Origin of the sequence: Bacteroides sp. M10 (genome assembly GCF_014334015.1) — a bacterium.
In the GTDB taxonomy this organism is placed as follows: domain Bacteria; phylum Bacteroidota; class Bacteroidia; order Bacteroidales; family Bacteroidaceae; genus Bacteroides; species Bacteroides intestinigallinarum.
The window spans coordinates 6,087,324-6,104,141 of record NZ_CP060488.1 but is presented as its reverse complement, the minus strand read 5'-3'; the positions used below and the strand labels follow the sequence as shown (position 1 = coordinate 6,104,141).

General features: G+C 44.2%; 13 protein-coding genes. 7 read left to right on the top strand and 6 right to left on the bottom strand.

Translation table 11 applies throughout. The annotated features are described in order from the left end of the window. Window positions 1–10: 10 nt before the first annotated feature. The 4 genes from H8796_RS22825 (at window position 11) to H8796_RS22810 (ending at window position 8,724) form a co-directional block, all read left to right on the top strand. On the top strand, window positions 11–2,335 hold the full coding sequence (locus tag H8796_RS22825) for a family 20 glycosylhydrolase (RefSeq protein WP_117934057.1): 2,325 nt from the start codon (window positions 11–13) through the stop codon (window positions 2,333–2,335). A gap of 39 nt (window positions 2,336–2,374) precedes the next feature. Beyond that, window positions 2,375–5,464 carry a glycoside hydrolase family 2 TIM barrel-domain containing protein gene (locus tag H8796_RS22820; RefSeq protein WP_117934156.1) on the top strand — a complete coding sequence of 1,030 codons (3,090 nt, stop codon included), beginning with the start codon at window positions 2,375–2,377 and terminating at the stop codon, window positions 5,462–5,464. A 128-nt stretch (window positions 5,465–5,592) separates the two neighbouring features. Then, window positions 5,593–7,410 (top strand): alpha-L-fucosidase, encoded by a 1,818-nt coding sequence (locus H8796_RS22815; protein WP_117934056.1) that lies wholly within the window; start codon window positions 5,593–5,595, stop codon window positions 7,408–7,410. 138 nt (window positions 7,411–7,548) lie between these two features. Then, a complete protein-coding gene (locus H8796_RS22810) occupies window positions 7,549–8,724 on the top strand; it encodes a mechanosensitive ion channel family protein (protein WP_117934054.1) in 1,176 nt (391 codons plus the stop codon). Window positions 8,725–8,888: 164 nt separating this feature from the next. Here the strand turns inward: H8796_RS22810 and H8796_RS22805 are convergent, their stop codons facing one another. Together H8796_RS22805 and H8796_RS22800 are read right to left on the bottom strand one after the other, a co-directional pair. Further along, complete coding sequence (locus H8796_RS22805) at window positions 8,889–10,088, bottom strand: endonuclease/exonuclease/phosphatase family protein (protein WP_117934052.1); 1,200 nt, start codon at window positions 10,086–10,088, stop codon at window positions 8,889–8,891. Further along, entirely contained in the window at window positions 10,069–11,529 is a 1,461-nt protein-coding gene (locus tag H8796_RS22800; protein ID WP_117934050.1) for an aminoacyl-histidine dipeptidase, read from the bottom strand. Before H8796_RS22800 ends, H8796_RS22805 begins: the two co-directional genes overlap by 20 nt. Window positions 11,530–11,662: 133 nt before the next feature. On the opposite strand from H8796_RS22800, the gene H8796_RS22795 reads away from it, so the two are divergent. Further along, the gene (locus H8796_RS22795; RefSeq protein WP_004300805.1) at window positions 11,663–11,896 is read left to right on the top strand and encodes a hypothetical protein; all 234 of its coding nucleotides are present in this window, start codon (window positions 11,663–11,665) and stop codon (window positions 11,894–11,896) included. A 27-nt stretch (window positions 11,897–11,923) separates the two neighbouring features. Beyond that, window positions 11,924–12,526, top strand: a complete 603-nt coding sequence (locus H8796_RS22790; protein WP_004300804.1) for an OmpH family outer membrane protein — start codon at window positions 11,924–11,926, stop codon at window positions 12,524–12,526. 100 nt (window positions 12,527–12,626) lie between these two features. Here H8796_RS22790 and H8796_RS22785 read toward each other — a convergent pair whose 3' ends face one another. Together H8796_RS22785 and H8796_RS22780 are read right to left on the bottom strand one after the other, a co-directional pair. After that, window positions 12,627–12,968, bottom strand: coding sequence for a hypothetical protein (locus H8796_RS22785; RefSeq protein WP_074638637.1), 342 nt, complete (start codon window positions 12,966–12,968; stop codon window positions 12,627–12,629). A gap of 3 nt (window positions 12,969–12,971) precedes the next feature. Then, the gene (locus H8796_RS22780) at window positions 12,972–13,268 is read right to left on the bottom strand and encodes a septum formation initiator family protein (protein ID WP_004300802.1); all 297 of its coding nucleotides are present in this window, start codon (window positions 13,266–13,268) and stop codon (window positions 12,972–12,974) included. A gap of 156 nt (window positions 13,269–13,424) precedes the next feature. Between H8796_RS22780 and H8796_RS22775 the strand changes: the two genes are divergently transcribed. After that, entirely contained in the window at window positions 13,425–15,290 is a 1,866-nt protein-coding gene (locus H8796_RS22775; RefSeq protein ID WP_117934048.1) for a DNA polymerase III subunit gamma/tau, read from the top strand. Here H8796_RS22775 and H8796_RS22770 read toward each other — a convergent pair. Both H8796_RS22770 and H8796_RS22765 read right to left on the bottom strand, forming a co-directional pair. After that, complete coding sequence (locus H8796_RS22770; RefSeq protein ID WP_117934046.1) at window positions 15,282–15,659, bottom strand: VOC family protein; 378 nt, start codon at window positions 15,657–15,659, stop codon at window positions 15,282–15,284. The two genes, H8796_RS22775 and H8796_RS22770, sit on opposite strands and share 9 nt — an antisense overlap. A gap of 1 nt (window position 15,660) precedes the next feature. Then, complete coding sequence (locus tag H8796_RS22765) at window positions 15,661–15,894, bottom strand: PspC domain-containing protein (protein ID WP_004300799.1); 234 nt, start codon at window positions 15,892–15,894, stop codon at window positions 15,661–15,663. Window positions 15,895–16,818 lie beyond the last annotated feature (924 nt).

Here is a 16,818-nt window from a genome sequence, read left to right as displayed (position 1 = left end):
AAATAATATCATGATAAAATATATCTTCATACTGTTGACCGGATTTCTGGTATCAATAGTGACAGGATGTGATAATACAAACTTAACACACAGTATTTCTATGGTTCCACGCCCGGCACAGATGATGCCGGGCAGTGGCAACCATTTATTCTCCGATCAGACCGTTTTTGTGGTGGAGAATGAAGAGCAGGCGGAAGTTGCCCGGAGTTTGATTGCTTTGTTTACTCGTACAGCCGGTTTCACCCCCAAACTGAATGTAGGAGGAGAGGGAAATGTCCGTTTACTGACAGACCCATCTTTGAAAAGCGAAGCCTATTCTTTGGAAGTTTCTCCCCAAGAGATCATTATTAAAGCTTCGGATAATAAAGGCTTTTTCTATGCCTTGCAAACAATTCGCCAATTACTTCCTCCCTCCATTGAAAGAGAAAGCTTGTCGGACAAGAATTTGGAATGGAGCATTCCGGTCGTGACCATCCAGGATGAACCACGTTTTGGATACCGGGCATTGCTGTTGGATGCATCCCGTTTCTTTATTCCTAAAGAAAATGTATTGCGTATCATTGATTGTATGTCAATGCTTAAACTGAATACACTTCATTTCCATTTGACAGACGACAACGGCTGGAGGGTGGAAATAAAGAAATATCCCCGATTGACGGAAGTCGGTGCATGGCGGGTGGATCGTCAGGATTTACCTTTTCCTGCCCGTCGCAATCCGAAAAAGGGAGAACCTACCCCGGTAGGAGGCTTCTATACACAAGAGGATATTCGGGAAATGGTGGCTTATGCTGCTGAACGTCAGGTTGAGATTGTGCCCGAAATAGATATGCCTGCTCATAGCAATGCTGCATTGGCGGCTTATCCCAAACTGGCTTGTCCGGTAGTGAAAGAATATATCGGCGTACTGCCCGGTTTAGGAGGACGAAATTCCGAAATTATTTATTGTGCGGGAAACGATAGTGTCTTCACCTTTTTGCAAAATGTGATGGATGAAATCATGGAATTATTCCCTTCACGCTATATTCATATTGGTGGTGACGAGGCTCAAAAGACACATTGGAAACAGTGTCCGTTGTGTCAGGCACGGATGAAAAAGGAACAGCTGGCTAATGAAGAAGATCTACAGGGATACTTCATGAAGCGGATCAGCGACTATGTGCGCAGTAAAGGCAGGGAAGTGATCGGCTGGGATGAACTGACCAATAGCAGCTTTCTGCCCGACAACTCTATCATTCTTGGTTGGCAGGGATTTGGACAGGCTGCATTGAAAGCAGCGGAAGAGGGACATCGGTTTATCATGACTCCGGCGCGCATCATGTATTTGATTCGCTATCAGGGACCACAGTGGTTCGAGCCGTTGACATACTTTGGAAATAACACACTGAAAGATGTGTATGACTACGAACCGGTGCAGAAAGACTGGAAACCGGAATATGCTTCCTTATTGATGGGAGTGCAAGGTTCGATGTGGACAGAATTCTGTAACAAGCCGGAAGATGTGGACTATCTTTTATTCCCCCGTCTGGCAGCAGTGGCAGAAGTCGCTTGGACACAACCGGATAAGAAAGACTGGGCTTTATTCCTGAAAGGAATGGACAGGTATAATGAGCATCTTGCAGAGAAAGGAATTGTTTATGCTCGTTCCATGTATAATATTCAGCATAAAGTGACTCCCGAAAACGGAGTGTTGCGAGTGAAGCTGGAGTGTATTCGTCCCGATGTGGAAATCCGTTATACAGTAGATGGCAGCGAGCCGACGGCAAGTTCATCCTTATATACCGATTCATTAACAGTAACGGCGGCTCAAACCATTAAGAGTGCTACTTTTGCACAAGGTGAGCAGATGGGGCAGACGCTTGTGTTGCCTATTGCCTGGAACAAAGCGACCGGCAAACCTATCCTCGGAAATAAGCCGAATGAGAAACTCATGACGAACGGGGTACGTGGCAGCTTGAAGTATACAGACTTTGAATGGTGTTGTTGGGAGAAGGGCGATCATATTTCTTTCACGATAGATTTGCTGCAAAAAGACAAATTGAATACTTTCACCATAGGTTGTATCACCAACTACGGCATGGCGGTACATAAACCGAAATCAATCCGCATAGCAGTTTCGGATGATAATGAAACCTATCGTGAGATAGCCGGTCTGCATTTTACTGCTGAAGAGATCTTCCGTGAAGGAGCTTTTATCGAAGATTTCTCCGTGGATATGAAAGGAACGGAAGCAAGATATGTCCGTGTAACGGCAGAAGGGGCGGGAGTATGTCCTGCCGATCATGTACGTCCGGGACAAGAGGCGAGAGTTTATTTTGATGAAATCAGGATTGAATAACATTTATTGTATAGCATAATACCATCAATAACAATGACAATGAAGAACCTAAAGAAACGAACTTTTTTTATCTTATCGGTAGTGCTGGCTGCTACTACTTTCACTTTAGCGCAGCAACAGCCATTGCCCGAATGGCAAAGCCAATATGCGGTGGGACTGAACAAACTCGCTCCTCACACATACGTATGGCCTTACGCCAACGCTTCCGACATTGAAAAGCCGGGAGGATATGAACAGTCTCCTTTTTATATGAGCCTGAACGGAAAGTGGAAATTCCATTGGGTGAAGAATCCCGATAACCGTCCGAAGGACTTTTACCAACCTTCTTATTATACAGGAGGATGGGCGGATATCAACGTGCCCGGTAACTGGGAACGACAGGGGTATGGCACAGCTATCTATGTCAACGAGACGTACGAGTTTGATGATAAAATGTTCAACTTCAAGAAGAATCCGCCGCTGGTACCTTATGCAGAGAATGAAGTCGGCTCCTACCGCCGTACTTTCAAAGTGCCTGCCGACTGGCAAGGACGTAGGGTAGTACTTTGTTGTGAAGGAGTTATTTCTTTCTATTATATATGGGTGAATGGAAAATTACTGGGATATAACCAGGGATCAAAGACGGCTGCCGAATGGGATATTACAGATGTCCTGAATGAAGGCGAAAATGTGGTCGCCTTGGAGGTATACCGTTGGAGTTCGGGCGCTTATCTGGAATGTCAGGATATGTGGCGTTTGAGCGGCATCGAACGTGACGTGTATCTTTACAGCACCCCCAAGCAGTACATTGCAGACTATAAACTGAATGCTTCTTTAGAAAAAGAGAAATACAAAGATGGTATTTTCGGACTTGAAGTGGCCGTGGAAGGACCTTCCGCTACTGCTTCTTCCATTGCTTATACACTGAAAGATGCTGAAGGCAAAGCAGTTTTGCAGGATGCCATCCGGATAAAATCCCGTGGATTGAGCAATTTTATCGCATTTGACGAAAAGAAGCTCCCCGGTGTAAAGGCTTGGAGTGCGGAGCATCCTTATCTTTACACATTAGTGCTCGAACTGAAAGATGAACAAGGCAAGGTCACTGAACTGACCGGCTGTGAAGTAGGTTTCCGTACCTCGGAAATCAAAGACGGACGTTTCTGTATCAACGGCGTTCCGGTACTGGTGAAGGGAACCAACCGCCACGAACACTCCCAGCTGGGACGTACCGTGAGCAAGGAACTGATGGAACTGGACATCAAACTGATGAAGCAGCACAATATCAACACCGTACGTAACTCGCATTATCCCACGCATCCTTACTGGTATCAACTTTGCGACCGTTACGGCTTGTACATGATTGATGAGGCAAACATCGAATCTCACGGAATGGGATACGGGCCTGCTTCCCTTGCCAAGGATAGTACCTGGTTGACCGCGCACATGGATCGCACCCAACGTATGTATGAACGTTCCAAGAATCACCCGGCTATCGTTATCTGGTCGTTGGGAAATGAAGCCGGAAACGGAATCAACTTCGAACGTACCTATGACTGGCTGAAATCGGTAGAGAAAACTCGTCCCGTGCAGTATGAACGTGCCGAATTGAACTATAACACAGATATTTACTGTCGTATGTACCGCGGTGTGGATGACATCAAAGCGTATGTAAACCAGAAAGACATCTATCGTCCTTTTATTCTTTGTGAATACCTTCACGCAATGGGTAATAGTTGCGGTGGACTGAAAGAATACTGGGATGTATTTGAAAACAACCCGATGGCACAAGGCGGCTGCGTTTGGGACTGGGTGGATCAGTCATTCCGCGAAATAGACAAGAACGGTAAATGGTACTGGACGTATGGCGGCGATTACGGACCGGAAGGAATTCCAAGTTTCGGCAACTTCTGCTGTAACGGCTTGGTAGGCGCTAATCGTGAACCGCACCCGCATTTGCTCGAAGTAAAGAAAGTATATCAGAACATAAAAGCAACGATGGCAAATCAGAAGAATCTGACTATCCGTGTTAAGAACTGGTACGACTTCTCTAACTTGAACGAGTATATACTGACCTGGAATGTGACAGCAGATAATGGTAAGATCTTGGCGGAAGGTACGAAAACGGTTGATTGTGCGCCGCACGCCACCGTCGATATTACTTTGGGTGCTGTAAAACTTCCGAATACAGTTCGTGAGGCTTATCTGAATATCAGCTGGACCCGTCGTGAAGCTTCTTCAATGATAGATAAGGACTGGGAAGTGGCATACGACCAGTTTGTACTTGCCGGTAATAAGAATTACACAGGCTACCGTCCGCAAAAAGCAGGTGAAACAACTTTCACCGTTGATAAGAAAACAGGTGCGCTTACTTCATTGAACCTGAACGGCAAAGATTTATTGGCTGCTCCGCTGACATTGAGCCTTTTCCGCCCGGCAACGGATAATGACAACCGGGATAAAAACGGCGCACGCCTGTGGCGTGATGCAGGACTGGATGGTCTGACCCAGAAAGTAATATCACTGAAGGAAAGTAAGACTTCGACTACCGCCCGTGTAGAAATTCTAAATGCGAAAAATCAAAAGGTAGGAACAGCCGATTTTGTGTATTCGTTGGATAAAAACGGTGCACTGAAGGTACACACTACTTTCCAGCCCGATACGACCATCGTGAAATCCATGGCCCGTCTGGGCTTGACATTCCGGGTAGCGAACTCTTACGATCAGGTTTCTTACTTGGGACGCGGGGACAATGAAACATACGCTGACCGCAATCAATCCGGCAAAATCGGTGTATATCAGACTACACCGGAACGGATGTTCCATTATTATGTTGCTCCGCAATCTACGGGCAACCGCACCGATGTACGTTGGGCGAAATTGGCAGATACTTCCGGCGAAGGCATCTTTGTTGAGTCGGATCGTGCTTTCCAGTTTAGTATCATTCCTTTCTCGGATGTATTATTAGTGAAAGCCCGCCATATCAACGAACTGGAACGTGATGGATTGCTGACAGTACATCTGGATGCCGAACAGGCAGGTGTGGGAACGGCCACTTGTGGCCCCGGAGTATTACCGCAATACTTGGTTCCATTAAGGAAACAGAGTTTTGAATTTACCCTTTATCCGGTGAAATGGATACTGAATCAATAGGTTTTTAGATAATATATAAAGGTGGGGGTTACACTGATTGGATGGAATATCGTAAGAAAGTATTCCGTGATAATCGTGAAATCTGCACCTTTATTTTATCTTTGTACGATTGCAATAAATAATAGACCATGAATAAACTACTGACCTCTCTTTTATTGTCTGTTGCTCTCATGAGCGGAGTGCAGGCGCAGAAAAAAGAAAACTATTATGTGAAGCATGTTGAATTTCCTCAAGGTGCAACTCTCGAACAGAAAGTCGATATGGCAGCACGGCTGGTGCCCACTCCGCAGCAATATGCCTGGCAACAATTGGAACTGACAGCTTTCCTCCATTTCGGAATCAACACCTTTACCGGGCGTGAATGGGGTGACGGAAAAGAAGATCCCGCACTCTTTAACCCTTCGGAACTGGATGCTGAACAATGGGTGCGTACCCTCAAGGAAGCCGGCTTTAAAATGGTGCTTCTGACTGCCAAACATCACGACGGCTTCTGCCTGTGGCCTACGGCTACTACCAAACATTCCGTAGCCTCTTCTCCCTGGAAAAACGGACAAGGCGATGTAGTGAAAGAACTTCGTGCTGCCTGTGATAAATATGATATGAAGTTTGGAGTATATCTTTCTCCCTGGGACCGGAATGCGGAATGTTACGGGGACTCTCCCCGTTACAATGAATTTTTCATCCGGCAACTGACTGAATTGCTCACCAATTATGGCGAAGTGCATGAAGTCTGGTTCGACGGAGCGAATGGAGAAGGTCCGAACGGAAAGAAACAGGTGTATGACTGGGATGCTTTCTATCAGACCATCCAACGCCTTCAACCCAAAGCTGTGATGGCAATTATGGGGGATGATGTCCGCTGGGTAGGAAACGAAAAAGGATTAGGACGTGAAACAGAATGGAGTGCAACTGTGCTAACTCCCGGCATATATACCCGTTCACAAGAGAATAATAACCGTCTGGGAGTTTTTGGTAAAGCGGAAGATTTGGGAAGCCGTAAGATATTGGAGAAAGCTACGGAATTATTCTGGTATCCTTCGGAAGTGGACGTATCCATTCGTCCGGGATGGTTCTATCATGCGGAAGAAGACAGCAAAGTGAAGTCATTGAAACATTTGGCGGATATCTATTTTCAATCAGTAGGTTATAATTCTGTTTTGTTGCTGAATATTCCTCCGGATCGTAGGGGACTGATTAATGAAGCCGATGTGCGGCGATTGAATGAATTTGCAGCTTATCGTGAGCGGGTATTCGCTTCTAACAAGGTTGTGAATGGTAGAAAATACTGGAATACAACCCCTGGCAGTGAAAAGATTTATTCATTGAAGCCGAATGCAGAGATGAATGTGGTGATGCTTCAGGAAGATATAACGAAAGGGCAGCGGGTAGAAGCCTTTACGGTGGAAGCCCTGACTGATAATGGCTGGAAGGAAGTTGGAAAAGGTACGACGATAGGATATAAGCGTATGTTGCGTTTTCCGGCAGTGAAGGCCAGTAAGCTCCGCGTGAAAATAGACGAATGCCGGTTGACTGCATTTATTAGTCAGGTTGCTGCCTATTATGCGGAACCTTTGCAGGAAGAAACAACGAAAGAAGACTGGAATAATTTGCCGCGTTCCGGATGGAAACAAGTGGTTGCCTCTCCGTTAACGATTGATCTGGGAAAGACAGTAACGTTGAACAGTTTTACGTATGCTCCCGCGAAAGCGGAGGCAAAGCCGACGATGGCATTCCGCTATAAATTCTTGGTAAGTGTGGATGGCAAGAATTGGAAAGAGGTTCCTACCAGTGGGGAGTTCAGCAATATCATGCATAATCCGTTGCCACAGACGGTTGCTTTCAATCAGAAAGTGCAGGCACGTTTCATTAAACTGGAGGCCACTACGCCTGATGCTGCCGTTGCAAAAGTAAATATGGATGAAATAGGAGTGATGGTGGCTCCCTGATAGAGCCCTCATCGGAAGATATGTTTAGAGAATAGCAGTGTAGGCCGGCATCTTGATTTTTAATGAATCAGGTGCCGGTCTCTTTTTTTCTAAACCAAATGAATATTTTACTGTTATTTATTAAAAAAGACAGAAGTTATGTTAGTAGTAGATTTAGGAAAATGGATGAATAAAACCCTCATAAATTGGGGAATAGATCCGGGCGTTGCCGATCGTTTTGATGAGACTATTATGGCTTTACTGATGATAGTGGTTGCCGTCGTTCTGAATTACCTCTGCCAGGCGATTTTGATCGGAGGAATGAAACAGTATACGAGGCGGAAGCCCCATCAGTGGAATACGTTGATGATGAAGCGCAAGGTGTTTCATCATTTGATTCATACCATCCCGGCTTTTCTGGTTTATGCTTTGTTGCCGATGGCTTTTATCCGGGGGAAAGAGTTGTTGTTGATTTCTCAAAAGGCGTGTGTCGTTTATATTATTTTCTCTTTACTATTGGCTATTAATGGGATTCTGTTGATGATAATGGATATCTATGACGGAAAAGAAACGATGAAGGATCGCCCGATGAAAGGGTTTATTCAGGTCTTGCAGGTGCTTCTTTTCTTTGTAGGTGGAATTGTAATCGTTGCCATTATCGTGAATAAATCTCCTGCCACTTTGTTTGCCGGGCTGGGTGCTTCGGCAGCTATTTTGATGTTGGTGTTCAAGGATTCCATATTAGGCTTTGTGGCAGGTATTCAGCTTTCTGCCAATGACATGGTCCGTCCGGGCGACTGGATAACGTTACCTTCCGGCGACGCAAATGGTACGGTGCAGGAGATAACATTGAATACGGTCAAGATTCAGAATTTTGATAATACCATTTCCACTATCCCTCCTTATACATTAGTGAGCAGTACTTTCCAGAATTGGCGGGGAATGACACAGTCGGGAGGACGACGGGTGATGAAGAATATCACTTTGGATTTAACTACACTTCAATTCTGTACGCCGGAAATGCTGGACCGTTACCGGAAAGAAATTCCATTAATGGCGGATTATCAACCGGAAGAAGGAGTGGTTCCTACCAATTCTCAAGTGTACAGGGTGTATATTGAGCGCTATTTGTGCAGTCTGCCTGTGGTCAATCAGGATTTGGATTTGATTATCAGCCAAAAAGAAGCTACCATGTACGGAGTACCTATTCAGGTTTACTTCTTCTCTCGTAATAAGGTTTGGAAAGAATACGAGCGTATCCAGTCCGATATCTTCGATCATTTGCTGGCAATGGTTCCGAAGTTTGATTTAAAAGTTTATCAGTACTCGGATTAGTCAACCATTATCAGGTAAGTATAATTCTCAAGCATTCTCACCATTATGAGAAAAAATTCTCATAGTGGTGAGAACTTTTTCTCATTGCGATGAGAATATTTTCTCACTACGATGAGAATGATCTCTTATCAGAATATACTGTGACGTCGTTTGGTGAGTTCTAATCAATAGGGAATCAGTTCGAAGTCTGCATAAACAGGAAGATGATCGCTGATACCTCCCTGATATTTCATTCCTTTGTAGGTGCGGAAAGGTTCTTTATCCCCATATTTCTCGTCATCTTTCAGTAAAAAGGGGAGAAGACAGACGTTTGCTCTTTCTTCACTGGTGAAAAAATGGCTCGATTGATTTAATAGAGTACCCGATACAATCAGATGGTCAAGCAATCCCCATTCACCGCGATATTTGTAAGAACCGAAGCTTTTTGACTTCGCTTTCCGGGCAAGCAGATGATATAGTTTTAGTGAGGAAGGAACAATTGTTGAAGGGTTGGTGGAGTTGAGTGTTGAGGCTGGCTTTGGGACAGTAATGGGAGGCGCTTCGGCCTCCAGTACTTTCTGGATAGATTGATTCGTCGGGTAATCATTGAAATCCCCCATAATAATAACTTGCGGATGAGAACGAATATTTAGAATGTGATCGACTTCCGTGCGCAGAATTTGAGCTGCGTATAAACGATAGGGTTCCGATTCTTTAGCTCCACCCGAACGGCTTGGGAGATGGCAGACAAATACGTCTAATGTGTCTCCCGTCAGCAGAAGTCCGCTGACGTGCAGCAAATCTCTTGTCGGGCGGTATTGTCTCAACGGAGGAATGGAGATAGAACGGGAAGATAACAGCTTGAATAAATCCCGTTGGTAAAGCAGGGCTACGTCAATCCCTCTCAAATCAGGGGAATCGGTCATTACATAACGATAGTTAAGCTCTTTTAAAGGAGAACGGCGGGTCAGATCACGCAGCACCGTATCATTTTCCACTTCGCATAATCCGACTAGTGCAGGAGGATTCCATTCTCCAATAGCTGTGATTACTCGCGCCACATCAGCCAGCTTTTTCTTATATCTGCTATAATTCCAATGACGCAGCGCATCGGGAAGAAATTCGTGGTCGTTCTTTAAACTGTCATGGTGCGTATCGAACAGGTTTTCTATGTTCCAGCTGACAACACGGAAAGGGATTCTTTCTTCCTGACAGGGAGCTTGTTTGCTATGATAGTCTTGTGCTATGACAGAGCAAGGAACGAAGAAACTTACGACAATTAAAAACATTGTAAAAAAGAGCATGGCAGCAGCGATTCTTTTCCGCTTGTTACCATACTCTTTTTTGTGATATTTTATCTGTCTGTTATTTTTTGGCAGGTACATGTGCCAAGATATCCAACAGATGTTTCCAGAATTTCTCTACGGTAGGAATAAGCATCCGTTCGTCGGGAGAGTGAACACCTGTAAGTGTCGGTCCGAAAGAAACCATATCCAACGTTGGATACTTATCAAGGAACAGGCCGCACTCCAATCCTGCGTGGATTGCTTTTACTTTCGCATCTACGCCGAATAAGCGTTTGTATGATTCAACTGCTACTTCGAGGATGGCCGAATGTGGATTCGGTTTCCATCCCGGATAACCTTCTCCGAAAGTAACATTGGCTCCTGCCAGTTGGAATACGGCGCGAACCGTGTTCGCCATATCGTTGCGTGCGGACAATATAGAACTTCTCTGACTGGTTTCAATGCGGATGATATGGTTGGGCTTCATCTTGACAGATGCCAGATTGGTAGAAGTTTCCACCAGTCCGGGAATATCCTGGCTCATGGCATATACACCGTGAGGAGCTGCATACAGAGCTTTTAATAAACGGGTAGTAGTATCCTGGTCGATAGCCATTTTGCGCGGAGTTTCCGATTCGAGAACCAGCTTTAAGTCGGGCTCTACAACGGACAATTCGTCTTCCATTTCGCTGGTGAAGATATTCAGTTCGGTGCGGACATCATGTTTGGCGTCTTCGGGAACAGCACAGATGGCATAAGCCTCGCGGGGAATAGCGTTGCGCAGGTTACCACCGTTGATTTCACATAGGTACAGATCGTGTCTGGCAGTCATGCGGGAAAGGAAACGGTTCAGTATTTTGTTGGCATTGCCACGTCCCAGGTGAATATCGCCACCGGAGTGACCGCCTTTCAGCCCTTTCACTTCCACCTTGAAGAAGAAATATCCGGCGGGAACTTCCACTTCCTTATAAGTAAATTCTGCAACGGAGTCGATACCTCCGGCACATCCGATAAAGATTTCCCCTTCATCTTCCGAATCGAGGTTCAGAAGGATGTCACCGCTCATAAAACCTTCTTGCAGGGCAAAAGCTCCGGTCAGTCCGGTTTCTTCGTCTACGGTAAACAGGCATTCCAGCGGACCGTGCTCAATGCTGTCGTCAGCCAGGATAGCCAGCTCGGTAGCTACACCGATACCGTTGTCGGCTCCGAGGGTAGTGCCTTTGGCTTTCAGCCATTCACCGTCAATTTCCGTTTCGATGGGATCGGTGAGGAAGTCGTGTTGAACATCGTTATTCTTTTCGCACACCATGTCGATATGCGATTGCAGAACGACGGTTTGAAGATTTTCTTTTCCCGGAGTAGCGGGCTTTTTAATCAATACATTGCCGGCTTCGTCCACCTTGGTTTCCAGATTATGTTTTGCTCCGAATGCCTTCAGGTAGGCAATCATTTTCTCTTCCTTCTTCGAAGGGCGTGGCACTTGGCAGATTTCTTCGAAATACTTGAATACGCCAGCCGGCTTTAAGTCTTTTTTTTCCATGCTGTTTCTATTTTATAATAGGAATAGAAGGGCTGTTTTCGCTTCTTCTATTGCTAAATATGGTTAATTTGATTGACTTATCTGAACTCATATCTCATTAAAGCCTATCTTTGCACTCACAAAATTAATAGAAATGGTTGAGACTATACTGATAACTTTGTTAATAGTTGCTATTTCCCTGGTATTATTAGGGGTGAAAGTATTCTTTACGAAGGGTGGGAAGTTCCCGAATGGTCACGTGAGTGGGAATAAAGCGTTGCGTCAGAAAGGAATCGGATGCGCACAGTCGCAAGATCGCGAAGCACAAAAGAAGCCGCGTTTTTCTATTAACGAGTTGGAAAAAGCCTTGAACGATAGTATGAATTAAATTTATTAAAAACAATACTTATTAATTATGAATAGAATGAACTACCTCATGAACGGTTTGGCTGCTCTTGCGTTTATCGTTTTATTTTCACAATGTGCTGGCAAAACTGACAATCAAACTACCAATGCTCCGGCTCAGGCTAATGCCGAACTGTCAGGAATGAAAATTGCCTATGTTGAAATAGATACGCTGCTTGCCAAATACAATTTCTGTATTGACTTGAATGAGGCGATGGTAAAGAAGAGCGAAAACGTTCGTATGACATTGAATCAGAAGGCTACCTCTTTGAACAAGGAAAAGCAAGATTTTCAGAAGAAAGTTGAAAACAATGCTTTCCTGTCACAAGATAGAGCGCAGCAAGAGTACAACCGTCTGGTGAAGTTGGAACAAGATTTGCAAGAGTTGAGCAACAAACTTCAGAATGGTTTGATGGAAGAGAACAACAAGAATAGCTTGCAGTTCCGCGATTCTATCAACGCTTTCCTGAAAGAATATAATAAGACTCACGGATATAGCCTGATCTTCAGCAACACTGGTTTCGATAACCTGCTTTATGCTGACAGCACTTTCAATATTACAAAAGAAATTGTTGACGGGTTGAATGCAAGATATTCACCTGTGAAGAAATAAATGATATAAAACTGTTCCGTTCTTTATAAAAGGACGGAACATTATCGAATTAAAAAAAGTGATGCCTGTTCAAGACTGAAAAGCTATGAACGGGCTTTTTTTATGACCTTTCTTTTTCTTCTTCCTGTGGAATACGGAAAGCGGTGTAAAGTTCGAGGATGGCAGCAACTGTGAGGCAGGCAATCCATTCATTGCCTCGTGTGGTAAACATAAAGGCTCCGGTCAGGATAAGTGCCAGTGCACCGAATATCTGCTGAACACGCAGGCGTTTCAATGTTTTGCTCTTTCCTTTGACGGGTGTGTTCACTTGTGCCAATGCGATACATCCGGCTCCAACAGTATATATGTAAGGAGCGTATATCCATCCGGTAATAAACACAGCTGCTCCGGTGAGAGCCATTATGGCGCCTACGGTGAAAAGGGCGGGTACTAATTGTTTCATTCTTTAATCTTCAAAAACGTAAATATCTTCGTTGGGTTTCTTCATCAGATACTTTTCACGGGCGATCTGTTCGATGGCGTCCGGATTGGTACTTATTTCGTTGAGACGTTTGGTGTTTTCTTCGTAATCTGCCCGGTACTTTTCTATCTCTTCTTTCAACTGACTGATTTCCCGTTCATATCCGAAACGACGAACCAGGCTGTTCTCGTCCAGAAAGCCAATGATAACAGCAAATGCAACGACTGTAATGAGGTACTTGCGTCTGCATATGAAACTCCAGATACTGATTAGTTTACCCATAATTTCTCCTTTTAATATCTGCAAAGATAAAACTAATAACTTAAAAACTTATCGCTTCGGCTTCAAAACTTCTCTCTTTATCCCTTATTACTTATCACTTTTTTTGTGTACATTTGCAGAATAAGCGAAATTTCAAAAACAGAGAGAATCCCGGATATGGAAAACTATATTGTTTCAGCCCGTAAATACCGTCCGTCCACGTTCGAATCGGTGGTGGGACAGCGGGCGTTGACTACTACGCTGAAAAATGCAATTGCTACCCAAAAACTGGCTCATGCTTATTTGTTTTGCGGACCGCGCGGGGTAGGAAAAACGACTTGCGCGCGTATCTTTGCCAAGACCATTAATTGTATGACGCCTACCGCTGACGGAGAGGCTTGCAATCAGTGTGAGTCATGTGTAGCTTTCAACGAACAGCGGTCATATAATATTCACGAACTCGATGCTGCTTCTAATAACTCGGTGGATGACATTCGCCAGTTGGTGGAGCAAGTGCGTATCCCACCACAGATTGGTAAGTATAAGGTATATATCATCGACGAGGTGCACATGCTCTCGGCATCTGCTTTCAATGCGTTCCTGAAAACGCTGGAAGAACCTCCCCGTCATGCGATTTTTATTCTGGCTACGACGGAGAAGCATAAGATTCTTCCTACCATTCTTTCCCGTTGTCAGATTTATGACTTTAACCGGATAAGCGTGGAAGATACGGTGAATCATCTGTCGTATGTTGCTTCGAAAGAAGGAATCACGGCAGAGCCGGAAGCGCTGAACGTGATAGCCATGAAGGCGGACGGTGGTATGCGTGATGCATTGTCTATCTTCGATCAGGTGGTTAGTTTCACCGGAGGAAATATCACCTATAAGAGTGTGATTGATAATCTGAACGTACTTGATTATGAATATTATTTCCGTCTGACGGATTGCTTCCTCGAAAACAAGGTGAGCGACGCATTGTTGCTTTTCAATGATATATTGAATAAAGGTTTTGACGGAAGTCACTTTATTACCGGATTGTCGTCTCATTTCCGTGACTTGTTGGTCGGGAAAGACCCGGTGACATTGCCTTTACTGGAAGTGGGAGCGAGCATACGCCAACGTTATCAGGAACAGGCGCAGAAATGTCCGTTACCTTTTTTGTACCGGGCTATGAAGCTGTGTAATGAGTGCGATTTGAATTACCGCATCAGCAAAAATAAGCGTTTGCTGGTAGAACTGACCTTGATACAGGTTGCACAGCTTACCACCGAGGGGGATGACGTGAGTGGTGGGCGTGGCCCTAAGAAGACTATAAAACCCGTATTCACTCAGCCTGCCGCAGCACAGCAGCCGCAGGTAGCTTCTGCCACTCAGGTTCAGCAGGCTCCAGTTCATTCGTCTCCGTCTTCAGTTACAACACAGGCTGCTAATGGCACTACTGCCCAGCATCCGCAGGCTTCTGCGGCTGTGCAACCGGGAGCACCGGCTTCTCCTGGTGCGGCTTCGTCTGCTCCGTCACAAGGAGCGGGAGTTGCTCAGACTGCCAAGGAAGAACGAAAAATTCCCGTGATGAAGATGTCCAGCTTGGGGGTATCTATCAAGAATCCGCAGCGTGACCAAGTATCGCAAAATACGACTACAACTTATGTTCCTAAGGTGCAACAACCGGAAGAGGATTTTATGTTCAATGACCGGGATTTGAATTATTATTGGCAGGAGTATGCCGGCCAGTTGCCGAAAGAACAGGATGCTCTTGCAAAACGTATGCAGATGCTCCGTCCGGCGTTGCTTAACAACTCAACGACTTTTGAAGTGGTGGTTGATAATGAGTTTGCTGCAAAGGATTTTACAGCTTTGATTCCCGAATTGCAGGATTATCTTCGCGGCAGACTGAAGAACAGTAAAGTGATGATGACAGTGCGGGTAAGTGAGGCAACAGAAACAGTACGTCCTGTGGGACGTGTCGAGAAATTCCAGATGATGGCTCAAAAGAATCAGGCATTGATGCAACTGAAAGATGAGTTCGGGCTGGAATTATATTAATGTACTTACTTCTATCAGATTACCATCCGGATCTCTGAAATAAATACTCCGGATGGCCCCCTGCGCACCTTGACGCTGGACTATACCGACTTCTATTTCTATTCCTTTGGATTCTACTTCGGCCTTTATTTCCTCTATGTTTCCTTCTGTAAGTAAACAGATGTCCGCACTTCCGAAAGCAGGATGCTTGGCTGCAGGAAGTAACTGTGCTTTTCCTACATGAAGATTGATTTTCTGATTACCGAACTTGACGGCAAAGCGTTGGTTGCTTGTATCGGCTTCCATTCCCAGGACTTCTGTGTAGAAATGTAGGCTTTTATCTATATCGGACACCGGTATGACGATATGGTCGATATTCTTGATTTTCATATCAATGTAGGCGTTGATTCATGCGGTCTTCATATCCGTCTGAAGGTTTTCTTCCCGGCATGACAATCCACAGGATAATATATATAATCACTCCGGCGAAAGCGGTGAAGAATGTAGCCAATATATATACTATTCTCAATAAAGTAGCATCCCATCCGAAATATTCGGCTATTCCGGCACATACACCTGCAATCATTCGATTGGAAGAGCGGGTTAATTTCTTTTCATTTTCCATGATATACTATGTTCTTTTAGTGCAAATGCTACACAAATATAGAGAATATATTTGGTTTATGGGTTAAACGGAAAGATTTATGTATTATTTGTTAGCATTTTAACTTACTTAATTGGGGGTCAACAATAGACCAACAACAAGGAATATTAGGTAGGATTTAGCATGATTTGCTCTCTAAGATGTCTATTTCCTGAAAGCAGAAAACCCTCATAAGTATTTAACTTACAAGGGTTTTTGTTGGGTGGAAGACCGGACTCGAACCGGCGACATTCAGAACCACAAACTGGAAAATAAACTTCTATGATATGTGTAATTGTTAGTCTTTTTTACAGTCTCTGTAATAGTCTATAGGACAACTATAGACCAACAATGGTAGTGATACTATTTTGCTAGTGTCATGCTACCAATAGCACTTAGAGGTGCTAAACTTCTTTCTTGTGTTTCATAATTAAATCTGTTAAAGTGGTTAATGCAAATGTAGCAAATCTATTTGATTCATCAAATATCTTTTTCATTTTAATGAAGGTAGGCATACTGCTCTAATGTCATTGCACTATATGTTTGAACTGGCTTTGACTGTTAGGATAATCATAATGATGATAAGCATGATTGCTCCTATGAGTAATATGATACCAGACCATTTGTTGTTTTGTGGATTAGGCATAATGTTGGAGTTTAATAGGTTATGTTAATTGTTTATTTTCAAAACTAATAGATACTTCGTTTTATGACTTCACTATATGTGATGGCTATAAGAAGCATCTGATTAGTAGGTATATCAAGAGAGCACAGCATCCAAGAGTATAGCGAGGGTTATTCTTAACATCAATGGCTAGACATTTAAAGATAACTATACATCTTTTACTCCATGACATCTCTATCTTTACAGGCTTTTCCCATTCATTTTCAGACTGCTTATAGGTC